The following is a 21,290-nucleotide window of genomic DNA, read 5'->3' as shown; positions in this document are numbered from 1 at the left end:
GAGCGTCAGGCCCGCGCCCTCTCGGCCTCCACCCGGTCCCTGCCCGCCTGCTTGGCCACGTACACCGCCGAGTCGGCACGCAACAACAGGCCATCAATGCCTTCATCCACCCGCCAGCTGGCCACACCAAAGCTGGCGGTGACGATGCCCACAGGCTCCATCGGCAGGTTACGCAGGGATTGCCACAACTCCATGGCCAGGCCATAAGCCTGCTCGCCATCGGTATTGGGGCACAGCACCATGAATTCCTCGCCCCCCAGGCGGCAGAACACGTCGGTGCGGCGCAGACGCTGACTGATGCGCCTGCACAACTCCTGCAACACCCCGTCGCCAACCGCATGCCCGTGCTGGTCGTTGATACGCTTGAAATGATCGATATCGAGCATGATCACCGACAGCGCCCCACTGGTCCGGTTGAGCCTCGCCATCTCGGCCCTGAGGCGGTCCTGGAAATAGCGACGGTTGTGAATCCCGGTCAGGGAATCTGTGATGGACAGCGCGCGCAGTTCCTCTTCAACCCGCTTCAAGTCGGAAATGTCCGACACATAGCCATGCCACAGCGTACCGCCCCCCGGTAACTCTTCCGGGGTGGCCTCGCCGCGAATCCAGCGCAACCCCCGTTGCGGCAACTGCACCCGGTACTCTTCGCGCCAGTGGCTCAACTGCAATGCCGACAGGCGAATCGAGGCCCGCACCCGCTCCGCGTCCAGCGGGTGGATTCGGTCGAAGACCTTCGTCGCATCCCGCTGCAACGCGCTGACCTCGATTTCATAGATATCGCGCATGCCGTCGCTGGCGTAGATAAAGCGCCAGTTATCCTGGGGTTCCAGGGTGAATTGGAAGATCCCCCCGGGTACGTGGGCACTGAGTTTCTTGAGCAGGCGGTCCCGCGCCGCCAGGGCCTCGTAGGCGCGTTTCTGCTCGGTGACGTCCAGGTAAATCGCGAGGTGACCGATCCACAGACCATGGTCATCCAGCAAGACGGTGGCCAACATATTCACAATCAGCTGACTGCCATCCTGGCGGACCAAGGTCCACTCCCGGGCTTCGTGCAGGTTGTCGGGGCTTTCCACCAGCATCGCCTGGCTCGCCGGGATACGCTTGCCCAAGGTCACGCTCAGGCTCGCGGAACGTGCCTCCAGCTCCAACGCCAAGTGCAGGCTTTCCAGGGTCAGCTTGCCCACCACCTGCTCGGCCTCGTACCCCAGCATCTGCTCGGCACCGGCGTTGAAGGTGTTGATCACGCCGCGCAAGTCAGTGGCAATGATCGCCACTTGTGTAGCGGCGTTGAGTACGCTGCGCAACTGGCCATGGGCACCCCGTAGTTCCTGCTCACGCAAGCGCAACTGCACAGTGCGTTGCTCCACCAGTTTCAACGCACGCTGGCGCTGGCTCACCAGCACATAGAGCAAGGCGCTGAGCAGCAGGCTGAGTAGGCTACCCATGGTCAGGATCGTGGACAGCGAGGAATAGTTGGCCTGCTCGAACACCTTGCTCGGGCGCAGGCTCAGGGCGTACACATGATCGCCCAGGGTCAGGCGACGTGCGCCAGCAAGGTCACTGTTGGCCACGGTATTGCCGGACTCGAAGAGCACGCGCTTTTGCAGGTCTGAGGTGTCGACGATCTGCATCACCAGGTTGTCCCGCTCCGCTTTGGGCAAACCGTCGGCGACCAACTGGCGCATGCTGATCACCGCCATCACGTAACCATATGGCTCATTTGGGGACGGCTCGGACGTGGGCAGGTGACTCACCGGCGCGACCAGTAATACACCCGTGGCATAAGCCGGCTCGACCCCCACCAACTGCATCGGTTGGGACACCGCCAGCTTGCCGCTCTTTTGCGCCCGCTCAAGGGTAGAGCGCCGCAGGGGCTGGGCCAACAGATCAAAACCCAAGGGCGACCCCAGCAGGCTTTGAGTCTGGCTGTAGAGCACCGGAACGTATTCATCACGCTCGGGCGCCGGGGCCAGTTCGCCGGCGCTATTAAGTTCACGGATAACAAAGGGTACCCCACGCAGGCGGGACACCTCTTGTTCAAACTGGCTGCGCTGTTCGCGAAACACACGGGGTGCCCAGGCGTAGGCGCGGGCGCGCAACAGTAACGGCTGGGCAAAGCCGTCGAACTCCTCGCGGGACACAACATCGGAATTGACGAAGAACCGCCGCAGGCTGTTCAGGCGTTGTTCCTGATCCTCGAAGCGTTCCTGCAAGCGGGTGTAACGCTCGTTGACCAGCAACTGAAAGCGCTGGCGAACCTGTTGCTGATAGAGGTCGGAGGCCGCCCAGGCGACGATGGCCGTCAGCGCAAAACCTGCCAATAACACCACCAACGCCACCAGCCAAGCCGACGCCTGTTCACTGATAAAGCCTAGGATTTTCGGGCGAACGGCTTGCAACGGCATAGGCAACACTCACAACGCCAGCGTGCGGGGGGTGTCACTTTGGCTAGGCCTTAAGTTATAGCCATCGGCCCAGGGTTTGACCAGCGTAAAAAAGCCGCAAGCCCGGAATAGTCCAGGCTTGCGGCTTTTTCGTGGCGGCGATCAGCGAGCAGTGATTTTCCACGCCCGGTGGATCTTCGCATTACGCGCAAAATCCGGATCGAGGGTCTTGTCGCTGATTTCCTCGACCGCATAGCGTTCGCTGAGATTGTCCTCCAGCTGGAACTTGCGGAAGTTGTTCGAGAAGTACAGCACGCCACCCGGTGCCAGGCGCGCCATGGCCAGGTCGAGCAACTGCACGTGGTCGCGCTGGACGTCGAAGATGCCTTCCATGCGCTTGGAGTTGGAGAAGGTCGGCGGGTCGATGAAGATCATGTCGAACTCATCGCGGCTGGCCTCCAGCCAGGCCATCACATCGCCCTGCTCCAGGCGGTTCTTGTCGGAAAAACCGTTGAGCGAGAAGTTGCGACGTGCCCAGTCCAGGTAGGTCTTGGACAGGTCGACACTGGTGGTGCTACGCGCGCCACCCTTGGCTGCGTGCACACTGGCGGTGGCGGTGTAGCAATACAGGTTGAGGAAACGCTTGCCGGCCGCTTCCTTTTGGATACGCATGCGCATCGGACGGTGGTCGAGGAACAGACCGGTGTCCAGGTAGTCGGTGAGGTTGACCAGCAGCTTCACGCCGCCTTCGCTGACCTCGGTGAACTTGCCCTGGGCACTCTGGCGCTCGTATTGCTTGGTACCGCTCTGGCGCTCGCGACGCTTGACCACCACGCGGCTCTTGTCGATGTTCAGCGCCTGGGGAATGGCCGCCAGGGCGTCGAACATGCGGGCCGAGGCTTTTTCCGGGTCGATGGATTTTGGCGCAGCGTATTCCTGGACGTGGACCCAGTCGTGGTACAGGTCGATGGCCATGGAGTATTCAGGCATATCGGCGTCGTAGACGCGGTAGCAATCCACCCCTTCACGCTTGGCCCACTTGCCCAGCAGCTTGAGGTTCTTTTGCAGGCGGTTGGCGAACATCTGCCCGCCTTCGCTCAGGCGCGCCTGCTCGACCACGGGGGCCGGGGCGGGCTTGATCGGGTTGCCGTTCTTGTTGTACTGGCGCTCCTGCGGCTCGACCGGAGCCTGGTCGTAAACGGCCTGCTCACGTTCGGCCTGGCGCTGTTCCGGGGTACGGCGCTCGCCGGTGACGAACTGATCCGGGTTGACCTTGATCAGCAGCAACTTGCACGGCAATGCGCCGTTCCAGAACGAATACTGCTTGTGGCTGCGGATCCCCATGCGCTTGCCCAGGTCCGGCGCGCCGGTGAACACCGCCGCTTCCCAGCCCATGCAGGCCTGGCGCAGGCGCTCGCCGAGGTTCTGGTAGAGGTACAACAGGCTGGCTTCGTCACCCAGGCGCTCGCCGTAGGGCGGGTTGCAGATCACCAGGCCTTTCTGGTTCTGGTCCGGGCGCGGCTCGAAGGTGCCGACTTCGCCCTGGTACACCTTGATCCAGTGGCTCAGGCCGGCGCGCTCGATGTTGTTGCGGGCGGGCTGGATCAGGCGCGGGTCGGCTTCGTAGCCCCGCACCCACAACGGCGGCTTGTTCATGCCAATGGCCGCGCGTTCAGTGGCTTCGGCGTGGAGTTTTTTCCACAGCGCCGGGACGTGGCCGAGCCAGGTGGTGAAGCCCCACAATTCGCGATTCAGGTTAGGTGCCATGTCGGCGGCAATCATCGCGCCTTCCACCAGGAAGGTGCCCACGCCGCACATCGGGTCAGTCAGCGCGCCGCCTTCGGCAGCAATGCGCGGCCAGCCGGCACGAATCAGGATCGCCGCCGCCAGGTTTTCCTTCAACGGCGCGGCGCCCTGCTGCAGGCGGTAGCCGCGCTGGTGCAGGCTGTGGCCGGACAGGTCGAGGGACAGGATGGCTTCGCCACGATCCAGGCGCAGGTGGATGCGCAGGTCGGGGTTGATCTTGTCGATGGACGGGCGTTCGCCGGTCGGGGTACGCAGCTTGTCGACGATCGCATCCTTGACCTTCAGCGCGCCGAAGTGGGTGTTGTCGATGCCTGAGCCGTGACCGCTGAATTCCACCGCCAGGGTACCGTCAGAGACCATGTGATCGGCCCATTCAATATCCAGCACACCGTGGTAGAGGTCTTCGGCGTCCTTCATCGGGAAGCGCTTGAGCACCAGCAACACACGGTTGGCCAGGCGCGACCAGAGGCATAGGCGATAGGCGGTTTCCATGTCGGCCATGCCGCGCACGGCCGAGGTGTGCTCGCGGGCGTCCTCAAGGCCAAGCCCGACGGCTTCCTCGATCAGCAGGCCTTCGAGGCCCTTGGGGCAGGTGAGGAAGAGTTCAAAACGGTCCGACATGGGGCATTCCAGGCTTTTCAGCAATAAGTGAACGGGCGACGCATCGCCGGCTCGGTTTTCAATCAAGCACTTTTCTTGAAGAGTGCTCGCGTGGCACGAATGTGCCGTTCCACCCCGTCTGACGGGCCTTGGAGCCTTTATTGACGGGGCAGAGAGAGAATTTGACGCAACAAAAAGAAATATTCCGACCCTTCGTCGAATAATAACCGACAGCAACAGAAGGACATTCTCACTAAAGGATTAAACCCATCCTCTTTGCAGGGTGCATCATAGCTGGCTTTGCCCAACAAATGGGGCGAAAAGCCATCCCAGCTTATGGCTATAGCATCGTTATCGTTACGTGCTTATGACAAAACGATCATTGAATCCATGTGACCTATTGGTTAGAACTCAACACAGGTTGGCGCCGCAACGACGCCGACACATAGGCTCGCCACGCCGGCAGCGAGCCCACCAACGGCAGAAAAACTCTGCCCGGCCTCAGACGAGGCCGAAGGATATCAAGACAGTCAACAAGTGAGGGAAACACCCTATGAGAAGACTTAAGCGTGATCCGTTGGAAAGAGCATTTTTACGCGGATATCAATATGGCGTTCATGGCAAATCCCGTGAGCTTTGCCCATTTACTCTACCGTCGGTACGCCAAGCCTGGATCAACGGCTGGCGAGAAGGACGCGGCGACAACTGGGACGGTATGACTGGCACTGCGGGAATCCACAGACTCAACGAACTTCACGCCGTCGGCTAATCAAGGGCATTTAATTCCGACACCACCTCGAATATGTAGCGACTTAACCACGCACGCCCTATCCAGGCGGCGGGCTTCGGCCCAGGGGCTCCTCTTAAGGAGCCCTTTTTATTGGCCTGAGCATAATGAGGACTACCGCAGGAGCGAGATTGCTCGCGAAGAACCCGAGGGCGCCGCGTTAAACCAGATGCGCCGCGCTATCGTTGACGTTCTTCGCGAGCAAGCTCGCTCCTACACGCGCAAGGCCGCAATCGCATCCACTGACTGGCGGATCAACGCCGGGCCCTTATAAATAAAACCAGAGTACAACTGCACCAGGCTGGCGCCCGCAGCGATTTTCTCGGCGGCATGCTTGCCTTCGGTAATGCCGCCCACCGCGATGATCGGCAAACGCCCGGCCAGCTCAGCGGCCAGCACCTTGACGATATGGGTGCTCTTGTCACGCACTGGCGCCCCCGACAGGCCGCCCGCTTCATCGCCATGGGCCAACCCTTCGACGCCGACACGGCTGAGGGTGGTGTTGGTCGCGATGACCGCATCCATGCCCGCATCCATCAGTGCCTGGGCCACCAGCACGGTTTCTTCGTCACTCATGTCCGGGGCGATCTTGATTGCCAGCGGCACGCGCTTGCCATGGCGCACGGCCAGGTCTTCCTGGCGTTGGCGCAGGGCTTCGAGCAGTTGCTTGAGCGAATCGCCGAACTGCAGGCTGCGCAGGCCCGGGGTGTTGGGCGAGCTGACGTTGACGGTGACATAGCTGGCGTGGGCGTAGACCTTGTCCAGGCAGATCAGGTAGTCATCCACTGCGCGCTCGACCGGCGTGTCGAAGTTCTTGCCGATATTGATGCCGAGGATGCCCTTGTACTTTGCGGCCTCGACACGCGACAGCAGATGATCGACGCCCAGGTTGTTGAACCCCATGCGATTGATGATCGCCTCGGCTTCCGGCAGGCGAAAGATACGCGGCTTTGGGTTACCCGGTTGCGGTCGTGGCGTCACGGTGCCGATCTCCACAAAACCGAAACCCAACTGCGCGAAGCCATCGATGGCCGCACCGTTCTTGTCCAGGCCGGCGGCCAGTCCGACCGGGTTGGGGAAGTCGAGCCCCATCACCGACACCGGCATTTTCGCCGGTGCCTTGCATACCAGGCCATTGAGCCCCAGGCGGCCACCGGCGCCGATCAGGTCCAGGGACAGATCGTGGGAGGTTTCCGGGGAGAGTTTGAACAACAGCTGGCGGGCCAGGGTATACATGGGCGGGCTAGACTCGGATGGCGGCGAAAGGTGGCGGCGATTATAGCGGGGTGGCGGGGTGCACGCGAGGCGCGCCGCCCAAACGTCAGTAGCGTTGCTGTACCAGGGCCTCATAACGTGCCCAGATTTTTTCTGCATAGCGCATGCGCAACGCGTCGCGCTCAGGGCCGGAGCCGGGCCCGACATTGTAGGACCCCACCGCCGTCCAGTTGTAGCCAAAACGCTGGATAAACTCGGCCAGTATGGACGCCCCGACTTCCACCGACAGGCAGGGCTCACTCAACAGCCTTTCCTCGGTGATACCCAGCTTGAGCAGGCGAGGCAAATGGATACTGTTGATCTGCATCAGGCCGATATCCCGTGTGCCGTTACCGTTGGCGTAGTTCATCGCATCCGGGCGAAAATCCGACTCCACGGCGGCGATAGCCTGTAGCAACTCCGGCTCGATATCGTAGCGATGGGCGGTTTCCTCCCAGCAATAGGCCAGTGCCTGATTGCCGCTCGTCACCAGGCCAAGCCACAGCAGCCGGCGCCAGAACTCAGCCATGACTGACTTGGCCACAGGCCGAACACACATGCGGCACGGTATCCATAGGCCCGGGCCCCTGCCGCGCAGCCTTCACAGGGCATGTAAAGCGATACCCGCGACCATAAATGGTCTTGATAAAGCCTTTGTCAGCGCCAAGATGCTTGCGCAGCGAATAAATGCAACGGGTCAGCGACTCCTCGGCGACCTCCCCCTGGGGCCAGGCCAACTCCAGCAAACGATCCTTGGTCATCAGTGCACCGCCAGAGACCAACAACAGCCGCAAAACATGCAGCTCCTTGGGTGGCAACTGGACGTCGCTGCCGTCGCCGGTCAGGCGACCATCGCCATGCAGCGTCCACTGGGAAAAGAGCAGGGACGTCGTCGTCAACTCATCATTCACGACGGCCATATCTACCTCGACATCCGACTACTGACATTGAAGTCCTTATTTTCCAGTACTGGCTCTTGTGCCCACATCACGACTATAAAAAACCACCTTGCAGCCCACGCTAGGAAAAAACCCATACAGCCGACGCTTTTTAGCAACACCCTGTAAGACACTTCACCCACAGACGTCAGGCGCTCCCCCATTTATAGACCTCGTGCAACTCAACACCCAACCGATCCTCCAGTTGCACCAACTCGCCCAATGCGAGCAACCGGCCATTAACCCGAACTTCCACGCAGTGGATGATGCCCGGCGACAATGGCAGCACCTTTCCAGCAGCAAAAGCTGCCAGGCGCCTGCGGCTGATCAGTTGTTCCTGTAGAAGAATTTCCAAATGCATGGGTCAACACCTTATTCACGGAGAGCTATCGCGACCCGGGCGTACAAACGCACGTTGCACGCGCTCGTATTGCGCCACACTCAACGGTGGTGCGCCCACGCCTGTGGCCAACGCCTTCAACTCGCTACCCGCGGCCCGGGCCTGAATCACAAACAGGCGAACCTTGGCCGGGCCGGCTGGAGCGGTGCTGCGTCCCGGCTCATGCGCCTCACGGCTGAACGCTCCCAGCCACAGGCGCTTGCCCTGCGCGACCCTCACCACACTGCTGGCACTCACCCGTCCGACCGCGGTCGGTTTGCCGCGCCGCCCCGCCTGGCTCAATTGTCGACCATCCTCGACATGGAGCAGCATCTCGATCTGGTTCGCTTCGGCAAAACGCGGCAGTACGCTGACCTGGGAGCCGTATTGCACGGGCTTCCAATCAGCATGGTCGGCTCCGGGAGCAGGCAGGTAGAAGGTGTGGTTATCCTGGAACACGGCCGGCACATTCTCCTGGGTGAGAATCACCGGCAACGTCATCACCCTTGCTCGCCGCCGGCGCTCCAGCGTGGCGATTTGCGCCATCACGCGGTTATCGTCCATCGGCTCCAGAATGCGCGTGGCCTGGGCCTTCCCATCCTTGTCCCAGTCAAAACCCAGCTTTTTCAGCTCGTTACGGTCCACATCCACCATCCAGAGCGAGACTTCGATAGAACGCTTGGGCGTGTCCAACTCCGCCACCAGGCGCTCGATGAACCCCAACTGCGCAGGTTTACCCTTGATCAGCAGGCTATTGGTATCCGGGTATGCGATCACCACCAGGTTCTTGTCGGCCAGCGGTCCCTTCTGTTCGGAACCCAACAGGGTTTCGATCGTCGACGCGATTCCCGGCACCGTGACCTTTTCGTCACCCATGGCATAGCCGCGGTCTGCCACGTGGGTGTTGAGTACCTGAACGACAGCAAACGCCTGGTTACCTACTTGTAACTCAGCACGCTCGCGATCCATCAATTGGGCCAGGCGCAAAACGTGGTCGACATAATGAGGTGGGCCGGACACATCGAATGTCCGTGCCCCGCTCACGCGCAGGGGGTAGCGCGTCTCATCAAGCCCCGAACGGCGCATGAGGCCACGAAACCGCTCGACAGATATATGCCGCAGCACCACTGCCGAACGTTTTGCCTCGCTGGCGTTGTAGAGATAGAGCGCCTGGCCATCGCTGTACCAGATCAAGCCGTACTGCAACGCAAGCGTCTCCAGGGCGTGCAGCGGCATAGCGAGGTCAATGACCTCGCTGATGCGTATGCGCGCCACTTCACCGCTCACGACGATGGGCAGGCCCATGGGCACGGACAAGGCGGTAAAGACGGTATGCAGGCTCTCGTCCTGCGCCTGGTAGATTTCGCCCCGGGCACCGGCACTTCCCAGCATCAGCGCGGCAAGCAGCAGCCAGAGACAGGGAGTGGTTACGGAAAAGTGAGCGTACACCTGGGATTTCCTGGGCGGCCTGGCAGTAAGAAGCGGCCATACTGAGAGGCAGCCGAGTTTCAATCTTGATGAAAAGTTGACGGCTGGCGGCGCCCATCGGCCCGTGGCATGTGCCTTGCTACGGACTCTGTATCAAGGCGCGCACCAACGGCGGAGCGGGCTTACGGACAAAGGCGTCGTTACCCGCAATGGCCTTGCATCGCCATCTGAGGGAACGACGCTTTTTTGTGAAAGAAAAGGTAGGTGTTGATGAACGATTCGGTTGGCAACAGCCCGACGAACGACCCGCTGGCCTGGGTCAACGGCAGTGATGCCCCGGAAAAGAGCAGCCTTGACCTGGGCTTCATGGCCTTGAGCGATTGCGCATCCCTGGTGGTGGCGGCGACCCAGGGTTTCGCACAGCCTTATGGCTTGACCCTCAACCTCAAGCGCCAATCTTCATGGGCCAACCTGCGGGACAAACTGGTCAGCGGCGAGCTGGACGCCGCCCACAGCCTGTACGGGCTGGTCTATGCCGTGCACCTGGGCATCGGCGGCGTCGCACCTACCGACATGGCAGTCTTGATGGGGCTGAACCAGAACGGCCAAAGCATCAACCTGTCCCGCAGCCTGCAACAGCAGGGCGTGGTCACTCCTGAGGCGCTGGACCGTCATGTGCACCAAAGCCGAACAAAACTGACTTTCGCCCAGACCTTTCCCACAGGCACTCACGCCATGTGGTTGTACTACTGGCTGGCGAGCCAAGGCATTCATCCGCTACAGGATGTGGACAGCGTCGTGGTACCACCCCCGCAAATGCTCGCGCACCTGCAGGCCGGGCGTATCGATGGCTTTTGCGTCGGCGAGCCCTGGTGCGCCAGTGCCGTCAAGCAAAACCAGGGCTTTACCCTGGCGACCAGCCAGGCGATCTGGCCGAACCATCCGGAAAAGGTGCTCGGCTGCACCCAGGCATTTGTCGACCAGTACCCCAACACCGCCCGCGTGCTGGTGATGGCGATCCTGGAGGCCAGCCGCTTTATCGAGCAAAACACCGAAAACCGTCGCTCCACCGCACAACTGCTCAGTGGCCGCGAGTACCTCGATGCCCCGCTCGACTGCATCGAGCCGCGCTTGCTGGGCGCCTATGACGACGGCCTGGGCAACCAATGGCAGGACCCCCACGCCCTGCGTTTTTTTGCCGATGGCGAGGTCAACCTGCCCTACCTCTGCGATGGCATGTGGTTCATGACCCAGTTTCGACGCTGGGGCCTGCTGCGCGAAGACCCTGACTACCTGGGCGTGGCGCGCCAAGTGCAACAGCTGGCGCTGTATCGTCAGGCCGCCGAGGCACTGGGCCTCGGCGACAACGGCCAGGACATGCGCAGCAGTCAACTGATCGACGGCAAGATCTGGGACGGCTCGGATCCCGCCGGCTACGCGCGCAGCTTCCGCCTGCATGCCATGGCGGACCCTACCAGCCGCCAAGCCTTGCGCTGACAGGAGGATTTCCATGCTGCGAATCCTGTTGATCAACGACACGCCACGCAAAGTCGGCCGCCTGAGGACAGCGCTGATCGAGGCTGGTTTTGAAGTGATCGATGAATCCGGCCTGACCATCGACCTGCCTGCGCGCGTCGAAACGGTGCGCCCGGACGTCATCCTGATCGATACCGAGTCACCGGGCCGCGATGTGATGGAGCAAGTGGTGCTGGTCAGCCGCGACCAGCCCCGGCCCATCGTGATGTTTACCGACGAGCACGACCCCGACGTGATGCGCCAGGCGATCAAGTCGGGGGTCAGCGCCTACATCGTCGAAGGCATTCAGGCGCAGCGCCTGCAACCGATCCTCGACGTGGCCATGGCTCGCTTCGAGAGCGACCAGGCCTTGCGCGCCCAGCTCCAGGCCCGTGACCAGCAGTTGGCCGAGCGCAAGCGCATCGAGTTGGCCAAGGGCATGCTGATGAAAATGAAGGCCTGCAATGAGGAAGAGGCCTACACCCTGATGCGCCGCCAGGCCATGAGCCGCCAGCAGAAACTGATCCAGGTGGCGGAGCAGATCATCGCCATGAGTGAACTGCTCGGCTGAGCACACTACGGCCAGCATGTTGGCGCAGGACTTGCTAAGTAATCACCACAGGTAACCAACGGCGGTTGCCCCTTCACGACAAAGACGTCGCACACCCGGTTTGCCCTTGCGAACCCGGTGGCGGCGTTTTTTTGTTTTGGCCCCGGTAGCACGGGGCCGGTGGGGCGGCCTCAGCCGGCAGCTCCATCACCAGGCCTTCTTACAAGACTCCCAACCGTTGAGGTGCGTGATGAAATCAAGCTTCTGGAAATCCGGGCACACCCCGACCCTGTTTGCCGCGTTCCTGTATTTCGACCTGAGTTTCATGGTCTGGTATTTATTGGGCCCCCTGGCGGTGCAGATTGCCGCCGACCTGCACCTGACCACCCAACAACGCGGCCTGATGGTGGCGACGCCGATCCTGGCCGGCGCGGTGCTGCGTTTCCTGATGGGCATGCTGGCGGACAAGCTGTCGCCCAAGACCGCCGGGCTGATTGGCCAGGTGATTGTGATCGTCGCCTTGTTCAGCGCCTGGAAACTGGGGATTCACAGCTACGAACAAGCCTTGTTGCTGGGACTGTTCCTCGGCATGGCCGGCGCGTCCTTTGCGGTGGCACTGCCGCTGGCGTCCCAATGGTACCCGGCCGAACACCAGGGCAAGGCCATGGGCATCGCCGGTGCGGGTAACTCGGGCACGGTGTTCGCGGCGTTGCTGGCCCCTGTGCTGGCGGCGGCGTTTGGCTGGAGCAATGTGTTCGGCTTTGCGCTGATTCCGCTGATCCTGACGCTGATCGTCTTCGCCTGGCTGGCACGCAATGCACCCGAGCGGCCGAAAGCCAAGTCCATGGCCGATTACTTCAAGGCCCTGGGCGACCGCGACAGCTGGTGGTTCATGTTTTTCTACAGCGTGACCTTCGGCGGTTTTATCGGCCTGGCCAGCGCCCTGCCCGGCTATTTCAACGACCAATACGGCCTGAGCCCCATGACTGCCGGCTACTACACCGCCGCCTGCGTGTTCGGTGGCAGCCTGATGCGCCCACTGGGCGGCGCCCTGGCCGACCGTTTCGGCGGAATCCGCACCCTGCTCGGCATGTACAGTGTCGCGGCAATCTGCATTGCGGCAGTGGGTTTCAACCTGCCCAGCTCCTACGCGGCACTGGCGCTCTTCGTCTGCACCATGCTCGGCCTGGGTGCGGGCAATGGCGCGGTGTTCCAGTTGGTGCCACAGCGTTTCCGGCGTGAGATCGGTGTGATGACCGGCTTGATCGGCATGGCCGGCGGCATCGGCGGTTTCGCCCTGGCCGCGGGCATGGGCGCAATCAAGCAGAGCACCGGCAGCTATCAACTGGCCTTGTGGCTGTTCGCCAGCCTGGGCGTACTGGCCTGGTTCGGCCTGCATGGCGTCAAGCGTCGCTGGAGAACCACCTGGGGTTCGGCCGCAGTGACCGCTGCGCGCGTCTGATGAGCCTGCAACTGAGCGTCGCCCACGCCAGCGCCATCGGCCCACGGGCGGAAAACCAGGATGCGCTGCGGGTCGTCACCCCCGCAGCGGAACTGGCGGCGAGCAAAGGCTACCTGTGCGCCATGGCCGACGGTGTGAGCCAGTGCGCCGACGGCGGCCTGGCCGCACGCTCGACTTTGCAAGCCCTGGCCCTGGATTACTACGCCACGCCGCAAACCTGGGGTGTGGCACAGGCATTGGAGCGCTTGCTGCTGGCGCAAAACCGCTGGTTGCAGGCCAATGGCGGCGGCCAGCCGTTGCTGACCACCCTCAGTGCCCTGGTCTTTCGCGGCCAGCGTTTCACCCTGGCCCATGTCGGTGATTGCCGGGCGTATCGCTGGCTGGACGGTGAGTTGCAGCGCATCAGCGAAGACCATGTGTGGGAGCAACCGGGCATGCAGCACGTGCTCAAGCGTGCCCTCGGCCTGGATCAGCACCTGGTGCTGGATTTTCTCGACGGTCAATTGCGTGAAGGTGAGTGCTTCCTGCTGCTCAGCGACGGCGTCTGGGCCACCCTGGGCGATCACAGCATCAGCGCGATCCTGCGCGAACAAACCGACCTGGACCTGGCGGTCACCACGCTGGTCAATGCCGCACACCTGGCGGGCAGCCAGGACAATGCCAGCGCCTTGCTGGTGCGCGTCGACACACTCGGCGCTGCCACCCTCGGTGACGCCCTGGTGCAATTGCAGCAATGGCCCTTGCCACCGCTGCTGAAATCCGGGCAACGCTTTGAAGGCTGGCAGGTGGACAGCGTGCTGGCGCAAAGCAGGCAGTCGTTGCTGTACCGGGTGCGCGATGCCCAACAGCAGCCCTGGCTGCTGAAAACCCTGCCACTGAGCCGCGACGACGACAGCGACGCCGGCCAGGCATTACTGTCGGAAGAGTGGTTTTTGCGACGGGTAGCCGGGCGTGCCTTTCCTGAGGTGCACGCCGCCAGCGGGCGCCAGCATTTGTACTACGTCATGCGGGAATACCCGGGGCAGACCCTGGCCGAGCTGTTCCAGCACCAGGGCCCATTGCCCCTGGCGCAATGGCAGTCCGTCGCCGAGCGTTTGCTGCGCGCAGTCGGCATGCTGCACCGACGGCAGATCCTGCACCGCGACATCAAGCCGGAAAACCTGCTGCTGGGGGATGACGGTGAATTGCGCGTGCTGGATTTCGGCCTGGCCTACTGCCCGGGTCTTTCCGAGGACCGGGCCCACGTACTGCCGGGCACCCCGAGCTTTATCGCGCCCGAAGCGTTCAATGGCGACCGTCCGACAGCCCAGCAGGATTTGTACAGCGTAGGCGTCACCTTGTATTACCTGTTGACCGGGCATTACCCCTACGGGGAAATCGAAGCCTTCCAACGGCCTCGATTTGCCCAGGCTGTCAGCGCCAGCCGCTATCGCCCGGATCTCCCCGATTGGCTCCCCCTGAGCCTGGAGCGCGCCGTGGCTGCCCAGCCGGCGCATCGCTATGAAACCGCCGAGGAATGGCTACTGGTGCTGGAACAGGCGGACCGCCATGAACTGAGCATCCGCCCCAGGCCCCTGCTGGAGCGCGAACCGTTGAAGGTCTGGCGCACCTTGGGCCTGGTCTCGATGCTGATCAATCTGATTCTTCTGTATTCACTCTTTCACAACTGACGTCAGCTCTAGACGAGGAAAAACCCATGAACGCAAAAGTCTGGCTGGTGGGCGCGGGCCCTGGCGATCCGGAGCTGTTGACCCTCAAGGCTGTACGGGCCCTGCACGAAGCCGATGTGGTACTGATCGATGACCTGGTCAACCCCGCAGTGCTGGAGCACTGCGCCGAAGCGCGGGTGATCACGGTCGGCAAACGCGGCGGCTGCCGCTCGACCCCGCAGGACTTTATCCACCGCCTGATGCTGCGTTACGCCCGCCAAGGCAAGTGCGTAGTGCGGCTGAAAGGGGGTGACCCGTGCATTTTCGGCCGCGGTGGCGAAGAAGCCGTATGGCTGCGCGAACGCGGCGTCGAGGTAGAGTTGGTCAACGGGATCACCGCCGGGCTGGCGGGGGCAACGAATTGCGCGATTCCACTGACGTTGCGTGGCGTCAGCCGCGGTGTGACCCTGGTCACGGCCCATACCCAGGACGACAGCAGCCTTAATTGGCGCGCGTTGGCCGAGGGCGGGACGACATTGGTGGTGTATATGGGAGTGGCCAAGCTGGGGGAGATTCGCCAGCAATTGCTCGAAGGCGGGATGGCGGCAGATATGCCGGTGGCGATGATCGAAAACGCCTCACTGCCCCAACAGCGCGAATGCCGCAGTGAGCTGTCGCGGATGCATGAAGACGCACAGGCATTTGCCTTGAAGAGCCCGGCGATTCTGGTGATCGGCCATGTTGCGGCCGCCGAGCAGACGGCTTATGTCGCAGCCGCAGTCAGCGCCTGAGGCAAATTCCAGGCGAAAAAAAACCCGGCCGAAGCCGGGTTTTTTCTACATCTCAGTAATTACTGAGCGGTAGCTTCAACCGACGCTTCTACGCGACGGTTAACAGCACGACCAGCTTCAGTTGCGTTGTCAGCAACTGGGCGGGATTCGCCGTAACCTACCGCGGTGATGCGGCTAGGCTGAACGCCATCTTTAACCAGGACTTGCTTAACAGCGTCAGCACGACGCTGGGACAGCTTCTGGTTGTAGGCGTCTGGACCTACGGAGTCAGTGTGACCAGCAACTTCTACGTTGGTAGCTGGGTACTGAGCCATGAAGTCGGCCAGGTTTTTCACGTCGCCGTAGCTGTTAGGCTTAACAACGGCCTTGTCGAAGTCGAACTTAACGTCCAGCTCAACACGAACAACCTGGGCAACTGGAGCTTCTGGCTCTGGAGTTGGCTCTGGAGCTGGTGCTGGGGTAGGAGCTGGAGCAGCTGCGCCAGCGTTACCGCCGAAGTTCACGCCCAGGCCAACCAGTGCGGAGTAGTCCCACTTGCCGTTGTCCAGACCGTAGTCAGCTTCAACACCGGCACGAGCGTACAGGTTGTTGGTGAAGTAGTACTTCACGCCGGTACCAACGGTAGCGAAGGTAGTCTGGTCGCGACCGCTGTGGCCGTCAGCCTGGACGTTGGTACGGCTCTGGTGACCGAAGCCGCCTTCTACGTATGGACGCAGGCTGTCTACGCCAGCTTGACCGAAGTGATACTGGGCAACCAGGCTGCCGGTATCGCCTTTGATCTTCTGGTTACCAGTACCGTCGTTCGAACGGGTGTGGTTGGTCTTGTCGTAGGACAGGTTCAAGGACAGGTCGTCGGTCAGGAAGTAACCGATGCGAGCGCCAGGATTGAAGCCGTCTTCGATGTGCTTGACGCTATCGTTGTACTGCTTCTTGTAGAACAGCTCGCCTTCAACTGCGCCTTGGCCTTGTGCCAGAACGCCGAAAGAAGTAGCGGCAATAAGAGAACCAATGGCCAAGCCCAAGGTGTTTTTCAGTTTCATCCGTTAAATCCCCATCTGGTGATTGTAAAGCAGTCCCACAAACCGGGGGACAACTCGGCGACAAGTCTAACAGAACTTGCCTACACGTAAGAGATATTTGCCACGCACTAAGTTTCAGTCTCGCCCGCAAATTTCTCACGTAATTTATCTAGAGCACGCTTGTAACGCATTTTTGTAGCACTCAAACCCATGTGCATGATGTCAGCGATTTCCTGGAACTCCAGCTCTGCGACAAATCGTAGCACCAGAATTTCCCGGTCAATCGGGTTCACATACACCAGCCAGCGATCGAGTCCGCCCTTTTCCTCGGGTGCCGGCGCCTTTTCTTCAGACGCCTCCTCAAGGGGGTCCAGACTCAAGGCGTCCATCAAGCGACGCTTTCGCCGTTCCTTCCGATACTGCGTGATGCACTCGTTGTAGGTGATGCTGTACAGCCACGTCTTGAACTTCGATTTGCCCTCGAAGTTCTTCAGGCCGTACAGCACCTTGAGCATCACTTCCTGACAGACATCATCCGCATCTCTATCGTTCCCTAAATACCTTGAACAAACGTTGAACAGAGTGCGTTGATATCTGCGCATCAATTCTTCATACGCGCGAGTTACGTGAAACAGCTCCGTGTGCGAGCGCGCGACCAACTCCTCATCAGAGAGCTCACGGGGGTCATAGCGCGTGGACAGCGTTTGGGCTTTATTCAAAACAAGTCGTGCCGACAGTCAGGTCAATGTCCGCTACAGCCCGGTCAGCCGGGCTTGCGGCGGCGTACATTAGCAGGGTTTACCGGGTTAGCGGCTACTGACCTGCTGCTCGAGGAGAATCCGATTGGACAGCGACACCAGGTCGCCGTCATCGGTCAGCACCGTCGTCTTGACTGTGCCGATCTCCTCGATTTGCCCTTCGACCTCGCCCACACGCACCTGTTGCCCAACCTGATACAACTCACGCACATAGATTCCCGCGAGAATCTGGCCGGCAATTTCCCGGCTTCCCAAGCCCATGGCCAGCGCAACGGCCAGACCAACGGTAATCAAAACGATGACGATCACGTGGTTGAGCAGGTCAGTCTTGACCTCCAACTGGCTGATCGCGACCGAAATACTGATGATGATCACCAACCCCTGGGCGATGCGCCCCAGGCCAGCGGCATAATCCAACCCCACCCCTTCAGCGGCGCCGCGCACCAGCCCATTGGCCAGTTGAGCAAGCAAAACGCCTACGAGAAGCACCAGCGCGCCGCCGAAAACCTTCGGTAAATACAGCGCCAGCATGTCGAGCGTAGCTGAAACTCGCTCAAGTCCAAGGGATTGCGCCGCAGAAACCAGAAAAATCAGCAAAACAAACCAATAGACGATCTTGCCGATCAACGTGGAGATCGGCACCTGCAACCCGGCGCGGCCCAGCAGCTTGGTCAGGCCGGTGCCGGCCATCAGGCGGTCAAGGCCCAGTTTCGCGAGCAATTTGGACAGCAGGGTGTCGAGCAGCTTGGCCACGACAAAGCCCAGCAACACCAGGACCAGGGCACCAAACAGGTTGGGGATGAAATTCGCCACCTTGGTCCACAATGCGGTCATCGCGGTGACCAGGCTCTGGGTCCAGAGATCAAGTTCCATATTCAATCAGCCTTATCAGCAGTGCGAGCAAGAGGTTTACGACGGGAAACCGGCGACACGTGGGCCGAACCGTTGTTCAGGGCCATCATCAACGCCGGCATCCAGCGGCCGAGCAGACCGAACAGGTCACCCGCGCCCACCTGACGGTTAGCGGTTTTCAATACGCGGCCCAGGCAGGCATCGTCGTCACGGTTGGACGGCGAGGCATTGAGCATGTCACGCAAAGACTGTTCGAACGGATCGTGCATAAAGACCTCTCGCAAGTGTTTTAAAAGACGAGGGTAAAATTCCTGGGGTCACATAGGCCCCTTCCTACGTTCAGGTCATATTCAGCTCAAACCCAGCGCAATCGTCGAAACAGCCACCATTGTCCGAGTGCCACCGAGACCATCAACAGGCATGCAATCACGAATCCGTAGGGGCTGGCAGAGAACGGTATGCCCCCCACATTTATACCCAGCAAACCGGTCAGGAAACTCATCGGCAGGAAGATTCCCGTGATGATCCCGAAGCGGTACATGGTGCGGTTCATGCGTACGCTCAAGCGTCGGTCTTCGGCCTCAAGCACAAGCCCCACGCGCTCCCGGGTCAATTCGAGTTCTTCCAGGTAGCGGGTCAGGCTGTTGTTCAATTCGTTCCAATAGTCGGCATCGTCGTCACAGAACCACGGCAATTTTATCCGCGTGAGCTGGGCAAAAATATCCCGCTGCGGCGACAGGAAACGCTTTAGCCCGGCCGCTCGGCGACGGATCTGCAAAACACTGCCATGTTCAGGTGTATACCGTTCGTCGGTATCGAGTTTTTCTTCCTCCGCATCGACGATTTCCGACAAATCCGTGACCAGATCCTGGACCTTGTTGGTCAGGTACTGCGCCATATAAAGGATGAGCTCCGAAGCGGTTTTCGGCCCCTTGCCATCCGCCAACTGCACCAGCAGTTCATCGGTGGCGCGCAACGGGCGCAGACGCAGGGAGATCACACGGCTGGCGGCAGCGAAGATACGTACCGAGACCATGTCTTCCGGCTCGGCCCCCGGATTGAGGTTGACCCCGCGCAGGAACAGCAGCAACTCGGCATCCGGCAGCGGCAACAGGCGTGGGCGGGTGTTCTCCTCCAGCAGCAGGTCACAGGCGAATTCGCTCAAGCCACTGGATTTGCGCAGCCAGGTCTGGGTCTGGGGATGGCTGCGATCCCAGTGCAGCCACAGGCTTTCCTGGGGCTGCAGTTGCAAGTCGTCGAGCTCAGTCCGGGCAATCGAACGCGCACCGCCTTTACCGTCCAGCACCAGGGCATGCACCAGCCCCCACTGCGCGTTTTCTTCCTCGAACATCCTCACCCCTGTCGGTTATTGCGGTTTATTCAGGCATCTGCAGCGGGCTTGGCGAGACGATCACGCCATTATTGTCGGCGTAGATGTACTCACCCGGGCGGAACGTCACACCCGCGAATGTCACCACGACGTTCAGGTCGCCGATCCCGCGCTTATCGGTTTTCATCGGATGACTGGCCAGCGCCTGTACCCCAAGGTCGGTCTGGGCGATCACATCGACGTCACGGATGCAGCCATAGATCACCAACCCTTCCCAACCGTTTTTCGCGGCTTTCTCGGCGATCATGTCGCCCAGCAACGCGCGCCGCAGGGAACCACCACCGTCGACCACCAGCACCTTGCCGGCGCCCGGCTGGTCGGCCTGCTCCTTGACGAGGGAGTTATCTTCGAAACATTTGATGGTGACAATCTCGCCGCCGAAGGAATCTCGGCCACCGAAGTTGCTGAACATCGGCTCGACTACCTGCACCAGGTCCGGGTAGGCGTCGCACAGGTCGGGGGTCACGTAATGGTTCATTGAAAAATTCCTTTCCGCCAAAGAAGTGTCTTTCGAAAGAAGCACCAGCCGGAGCCGGTGCGCAACATCCCATCCGCTTCGTCGTAACGCAATAACCACTGCGCGACTGAATATGACCAGAAGCGTTTAACGCGTCATATATTAGCCGCAACCACACACGAGCGAAACGCCCTTGGCAGAGCCCTGGGTCAAACTACGACCAATGCCTCGGGCTTGGCAGCCAATAAAGGTGCCAGCGGGTCGTTCAACCATTGCTCAACCAGCGGCCAGACCTCGGCCTGGGCGGCCTTGCTGACGAGCATTTCCACATGCCCGAAATCACCGCTGAACCCTTGCTGGCGCCCCAGGCACAGGTACTGACGGTGCTCGGAGCCGATCTGCTCGAACAGCTTACGGCACGCCCAGTCCGGATCCTGCCGATCGCCCGCCGCGCTGACGGCCAACAGCGGCACATCGACGTCCGCCAGGCCTTTCCACCAATCGCGCTTACCTTCGCCAAAGCGACCGAACAGGCCATTCCAGCGCATGGCTTCGATCAGCACGCCCGCCGGTTCGTCCTCCGGGCCCCGCTTGAGCCGCGAGCCGGACACTGCGCCGAAACGCTTCAACAGCAGACGGCCGGTCCACTCCACCGGGGGAAGTTTCAAGGGCCAGTGGCTGCGACTGACCTGACAGCCAAACAGCGCCACCGAGGCCACTGCCGGCGCCCCCAGGTGCTGCCCACCCAGGGCCGCCGCCAGGGTTGTAGCGCCGAGAGAATGACCCATCCAATGGGGAATCTGCGCACTTTGCTCACGCACAAAGGCGCCAATGGCCGGCAGATCGTAACGCGCGTAGTCGGCGACGCGGTTGCGGGCGTAGCCCTGGTTGCGCCGGGACAGCCCATGACCGCGCATTTCCGGGATCCACACATCGAACCCCTGGCGGGCCAGGTAGGCGCCCAGGCCGATCCCCTTGGGCGAATACCAGAAACGCCGGTTGGAAAAACTGCCGTGCAACAAAATAACCGGGATGCCCCGGTTTTCCGGGACATCGGCCAGGCCCAAACGGGTCACCGCCAGCTCGACGGTACCGTCGGGGCTGTTACCGGGCTTGAGGCGATACACGTCTTCACTCAGGTCGCCACGACGCTCAGCGCTGATCAGGGCGACAGGAAACAGGTTGCTGCTGCTTTGCATAATGCTCTTGCACAAAAAAGGGCGACGTCCGCAAGGATTCCGCCCTGTACAGATAAGAATGCCGGTCACCCT

The 21,290-nt window shown here is 61.1% G+C and carries 20 protein-coding genes; 6 read left to right on the top strand and 14 right to left on the bottom strand.

Features of this window, described 5'->3' with window-relative positions:
- Nucleotides 1–5: 5 nt before the first annotated feature.
- Together B9N88_RS05525 and rlmKL are read right to left on the bottom strand one after the other, a co-directional pair.
- Nucleotides 6–2,405: a sensor domain-containing diguanylate cyclase gene (locus B9N88_RS05525; RefSeq protein ID WP_027603699.1), complete on the bottom strand. Its 2,400-nt coding sequence runs from the start codon at nt 2,403–2,405 to the stop codon at nt 6–8.
- Nucleotides 2,406–2,546: 141 nt separating this feature from the next.
- Entirely contained in the window at nt 2,547–4,811 is a 2,265-nt protein-coding gene (gene rlmKL / locus B9N88_RS05520) for a bifunctional 23S rRNA (guanine(2069)-N(7))-methyltransferase RlmK/23S rRNA (guanine(2445)-N(2))-methyltransferase RlmL (RefSeq protein WP_027603698.1), read from the bottom strand.
- Between the two features lie 532 nt (nt 4,812–5,343).
- Here rlmKL and rmf point away from each other — a divergent pair.
- The gene (gene rmf, locus B9N88_RS05515; protein ID WP_002553055.1) at nt 5,344–5,559 is read left to right on the top strand and encodes a ribosome modulation factor; all 216 of its coding nucleotides are present in this window, start codon (nt 5,344–5,346) and stop codon (nt 5,557–5,559) included.
- Nucleotides 5,560–5,790: 231 nt separating this feature from the next.
- Here the strand turns inward: rmf and B9N88_RS05510 are convergent, their stop codons facing one another.
- The 5 genes from B9N88_RS05510 to sctC form a co-directional block, all read right to left on the bottom strand.
- Nucleotides 5,791–6,813, bottom strand: a complete 1,023-nt coding sequence (locus B9N88_RS05510) for a quinone-dependent dihydroorotate dehydrogenase (RefSeq protein ID WP_027603697.1) — start codon at nt 6,811–6,813, stop codon at nt 5,791–5,793.
- An 85-nt stretch (nt 6,814–6,898) separates the two neighbouring features.
- Nucleotides 6,899–7,360, bottom strand: coding sequence for a transglycosylase SLT domain-containing protein (locus B9N88_RS05505; RefSeq protein ID WP_027603696.1), 462 nt, complete (start codon nt 7,358–7,360; stop codon nt 6,899–6,901).
- Nucleotides 7,353–7,751: a winged helix-turn-helix domain-containing protein gene (locus B9N88_RS05500; protein ID WP_027603695.1), complete on the bottom strand. Its 399-nt coding sequence runs from the start codon at nt 7,749–7,751 to the stop codon at nt 7,353–7,355. Before B9N88_RS05500 ends, B9N88_RS05505 begins: the two co-directional genes overlap by 8 nt.
- Nucleotides 7,752–7,917: 166 nt before the next feature.
- Nucleotides 7,918–8,130 carry a FliM/FliN family flagellar motor switch protein gene (locus B9N88_RS05490; RefSeq protein WP_027603693.1) on the bottom strand — a complete coding sequence of 71 codons (213 nt, stop codon included), beginning with the start codon at nt 8,128–8,130 and terminating at the stop codon, nt 7,918–7,920.
- A 15-nt stretch (nt 8,131–8,145) separates the two neighbouring features.
- A complete protein-coding gene (gene sctC, locus B9N88_RS05485) occupies nt 8,146–9,540 on the bottom strand; it encodes a type III secretion system outer membrane ring subunit SctC (RefSeq protein WP_051429312.1) in 1,395 nt (464 codons plus the stop codon).
- Between the two features lie 306 nt (nt 9,541–9,846).
- Between sctC and B9N88_RS05480 the strand changes: the two genes are divergently transcribed.
- The 5 genes from B9N88_RS05480 (at nt 9,847) to cobA (ending at nt 15,543) form a co-directional block, all read left to right on the top strand.
- A complete protein-coding gene (locus B9N88_RS05480; protein WP_027603691.1) occupies nt 9,847–11,073 on the top strand; it encodes a CmpA/NrtA family ABC transporter substrate-binding protein in 1,227 nt (408 codons plus the stop codon).
- 13 nt (nt 11,074–11,086) lie between these two features.
- Complete coding sequence (locus B9N88_RS05475; RefSeq protein WP_027603690.1) at nt 11,087–11,662, top strand: ANTAR domain-containing response regulator; 576 nt, start codon at nt 11,087–11,089, stop codon at nt 11,660–11,662.
- A gap of 229 nt (nt 11,663–11,891) precedes the next feature.
- Nucleotides 11,892–13,103 (top strand): nitrate/nitrite transporter, encoded by a 1,212-nt coding sequence (locus B9N88_RS05470; protein ID WP_027603689.1) that lies wholly within the window; start codon nt 11,892–11,894, stop codon nt 13,101–13,103.
- Entirely contained in the window at nt 13,103–14,773 is a 1,671-nt protein-coding gene (locus tag B9N88_RS05465) for a bifunctional protein-serine/threonine kinase/phosphatase (protein ID WP_027603688.1), read from the top strand. Before B9N88_RS05470 ends, B9N88_RS05465 begins: the two co-directional genes overlap by 1 nt.
- Nucleotides 14,774–14,799: 26 nt before the next feature.
- Entirely contained in the window at nt 14,800–15,543 is a 744-nt protein-coding gene (gene cobA, locus B9N88_RS05460) for a uroporphyrinogen-III C-methyltransferase (RefSeq protein ID WP_027603687.1), read from the top strand.
- Between the two features lie 59 nt (nt 15,544–15,602).
- Here cobA and B9N88_RS05455 read toward each other — a convergent pair whose 3' ends face one another.
- From B9N88_RS05455 to B9N88_RS05425, 7 genes are all read right to left on the bottom strand, one after another.
- On the bottom strand, nt 15,603–16,583 hold the full coding sequence (locus B9N88_RS05455; protein ID WP_027603686.1) for an OmpA family protein: 981 nt from the start codon (nt 16,581–16,583) through the stop codon (nt 15,603–15,605).
- 107 nt (nt 16,584–16,690) lie between these two features.
- Nucleotides 16,691–17,281: an RNA polymerase sigma factor SigX gene (gene sigX, locus B9N88_RS05450; RefSeq protein ID WP_010208495.1), complete on the bottom strand. Its 591-nt coding sequence runs from the start codon at nt 17,279–17,281 to the stop codon at nt 16,691–16,693.
- An 87-nt stretch (nt 17,282–17,368) separates the two neighbouring features.
- Nucleotides 17,369–18,193, bottom strand: coding sequence for a mechanosensitive ion channel family protein (locus B9N88_RS05445; RefSeq protein ID WP_003175519.1), 825 nt, complete (start codon nt 18,191–18,193; stop codon nt 17,369–17,371).
- 2 nt (nt 18,194–18,195) lie between these two features.
- Entirely contained in the window at nt 18,196–18,441 is a 246-nt protein-coding gene (locus B9N88_RS05440; RefSeq protein WP_015885347.1) for a hypothetical protein, read from the bottom strand.
- Nucleotides 18,442–18,527: 86 nt separating this feature from the next.
- A complete protein-coding gene (locus tag B9N88_RS05435; protein WP_027603685.1) occupies nt 18,528–19,523 on the bottom strand; it encodes a zinc transporter ZntB in 996 nt (331 codons plus the stop codon).
- Between the two features lie 25 nt (nt 19,524–19,548).
- Complete coding sequence (gene rraA, locus B9N88_RS05430; protein WP_027603684.1) at nt 19,549–20,040, bottom strand: ribonuclease E activity regulator RraA; 492 nt, start codon at nt 20,038–20,040, stop codon at nt 19,549–19,551.
- A gap of 188 nt (nt 20,041–20,228) precedes the next feature.
- Nucleotides 20,229–21,218, bottom strand: a complete 990-nt coding sequence (locus B9N88_RS05425) for an alpha/beta fold hydrolase (protein ID WP_027603683.1) — start codon at nt 21,216–21,218, stop codon at nt 20,229–20,231.
- Nucleotides 21,219–21,290: the final 72 nt, after the last annotated feature.

It is taken from the genome of Pseudomonas sp. LAMO17WK12:I1 (assembly GCF_900177315.1).
In the GTDB taxonomy this organism is placed as follows: Bacteria; Pseudomonadota; Gammaproteobacteria; order Pseudomonadales; family Pseudomonadaceae; genus Aquipseudomonas; species Aquipseudomonas marginalis.
The sequence above is the reverse complement of the archived record's forward strand: the minus strand, read 5'-3'. Positions and strand labels throughout refer to the sequence as shown.

Coding starts and splice junctions, on each gene's coding strand:
- B9N88_RS05525 (WP_027603699.1), bottom strand. CDS start 2,405: ATGCCGTTGCAAGCCGTTCGCCCGAAAATCCTAGGCTTTATCAGTGAA.
- rlmKL (WP_027603698.1), bottom strand. CDS start 4,811: ATGTCGGACCGTTTTGAACTCTTCCTCACCTGCCCCAAGGGCCTCGAA.
- rmf (WP_002553055.1), top strand. CDS start 5,344: ATGAGAAGACTTAAGCGTGATCCGTTGGAAAGAGCATTTTTACGCGGA.
- B9N88_RS05510 (WP_027603697.1), bottom strand. CDS start 6,813: ATGTATACCCTGGCCCGCCAGCTGTTGTTCAAACTCTCCCCGGAAACC.
- B9N88_RS05505 (WP_027603696.1), bottom strand. CDS start 7,360: ATGGCTGAGTTCTGGCGCCGGCTGCTGTGGCTTGGCCTGGTGACGAGC.
- B9N88_RS05500 (WP_027603695.1), bottom strand. CDS start 7,751: ATGGCCGTCGTGAATGATGAGTTGACGACGACGTCCCTGCTCTTTTCC.
- B9N88_RS05490 (WP_027603693.1), bottom strand. CDS start 8,130: ATGCATTTGGAAATTCTTCTACAGGAACAACTGATCAGCCGCAGGCGC.
- sctC (WP_051429312.1), bottom strand. CDS start 9,540: ATGCTGGGAAGTGCCGGTGCCCGGGGCGAAATCTACCAGGCGCAGGAC.
- B9N88_RS05480 (WP_027603691.1), top strand. CDS start 9,847: ATGAACGATTCGGTTGGCAACAGCCCGACGAACGACCCGCTGGCCTGG.
- B9N88_RS05475 (WP_027603690.1), top strand. CDS start 11,087: ATGCTGCGAATCCTGTTGATCAACGACACGCCACGCAAAGTCGGCCGC.
- B9N88_RS05470 (WP_027603689.1), top strand. CDS start 11,892: ATGAAATCAAGCTTCTGGAAATCCGGGCACACCCCGACCCTGTTTGCC.
- B9N88_RS05465 (WP_027603688.1), top strand. CDS start 13,103: ATGAGCCTGCAACTGAGCGTCGCCCACGCCAGCGCCATCGGCCCACGG.
- cobA (WP_027603687.1), top strand. CDS start 14,800: ATGAACGCAAAAGTCTGGCTGGTGGGCGCGGGCCCTGGCGATCCGGAG.
- B9N88_RS05455 (WP_027603686.1), bottom strand. CDS start 16,583: ATGAAACTGAAAAACACCTTGGGCTTGGCCATTGGTTCTCTTATTGCC.
- B9N88_RS05445 (WP_003175519.1), bottom strand. CDS start 18,193: ATGGAACTTGATCTCTGGACCCAGAGCCTGGTCACCGCGATGACCGCA.
- B9N88_RS05440 (WP_015885347.1), bottom strand. CDS start 18,441: ATGCACGATCCGTTCGAACAGTCTTTGCGTGACATGCTCAATGCCTCG.
- B9N88_RS05435 (WP_027603685.1), bottom strand. CDS start 19,523: ATGTTCGAGGAAGAAAACGCGCAGTGGGGGCTGGTGCATGCCCTGGTG.
- rraA (WP_027603684.1), bottom strand. CDS start 20,040: ATGAACCATTACGTGACCCCCGACCTGTGCGACGCCTACCCGGACCTG.
- B9N88_RS05425 (WP_027603683.1), bottom strand. CDS start 21,218: ATGCAAAGCAGCAGCAACCTGTTTCCTGTCGCCCTGATCAGCGCTGAG.